The organism is Vibrio sp. 1401 (assembly GCF_033340295.1).
Genome location: NZ_JAWOWF010000284.1, coordinates 1 through 765, shown reverse-complemented (window position 1 = coordinate 765; position 765 = coordinate 1). Strand labels below are relative to the sequence as shown.

At 44.6% G+C, this 765-nt stretch carries 2 pseudogenes; both read right to left on the bottom strand.

The window, feature by feature from the left end:
* A pseudogene (locus tag R7Z77_RS25140) lies at positions 1-284 on the bottom strand (diguanylate cyclase); the annotation flags it as partial.
* 34 nt (positions 285-318) lie between these two features.
* Positions 319-765 (bottom strand): annotated as a pseudogene (locus R7Z77_RS25135) (TIGR01212 family radical SAM protein); the annotation flags it as partial.

The window sequence follows — 765 nt, the reverse complement described above, 5'->3', positions numbered from 1 at the left end:
AACGAAGATAGTTTGTGAAGCTCAAACAAGGCTGGGTACAAAAAGCCTGTACCCAGTGAGCGAATGCCAAGCAACTGCATCGCTGCTTGATTCGAAAGTAGGATTTGTCCATGGCTGGCATCTAGCACCAGCACTGGATAAGGCGAATCAGTAATAAGCTGCTTAAGTGCGTTTTGGAAACGAAAGTAGATAAGCGCAATCGCAATCGCACTGACTATCGATAGCAGGACAATATATCCATAACTCTCCTGCCCATTCCAAAGCCAATTAAGTAACTGATCCATTTTTCCACCTATAAAGCAAACTGCTAAAAATATATCAGTTATTTATTGAGCAATCTGCTTTTAATTCCGGCTTCGTGTAGATAAAAGGTTTTCCTATTAAGCTGCCTTGAGCGCCATCTTTATTTAATGCGCGACCAATTTCAGTCATGGCTAACCAACGGTTTTCACACCAAAGCGGGGACAACAACGTTGGACGACGAGCTGCGGAAGAGACACGATGAAACACAACATCAGCGGGCGTCATACGAATCATTTCACTGGCAATCGCAACATATTCTTCCAATTCAGGAGCTTCTAATCTGCCAGCTCTCCAAGCTTTCGCCATCGTACTGCCTTCCACAATATGCAGGCCATGTAACTTGATGCCATCAGTGCCCACGGCCAACACTTTTTGCAGCGTTTCAATATTATCGTCGCGGGTTTCTTTCGGTAATCCAACAAGCAAATGAGTACAAACTTTGATCCCTAAGGCTCGAGCTCG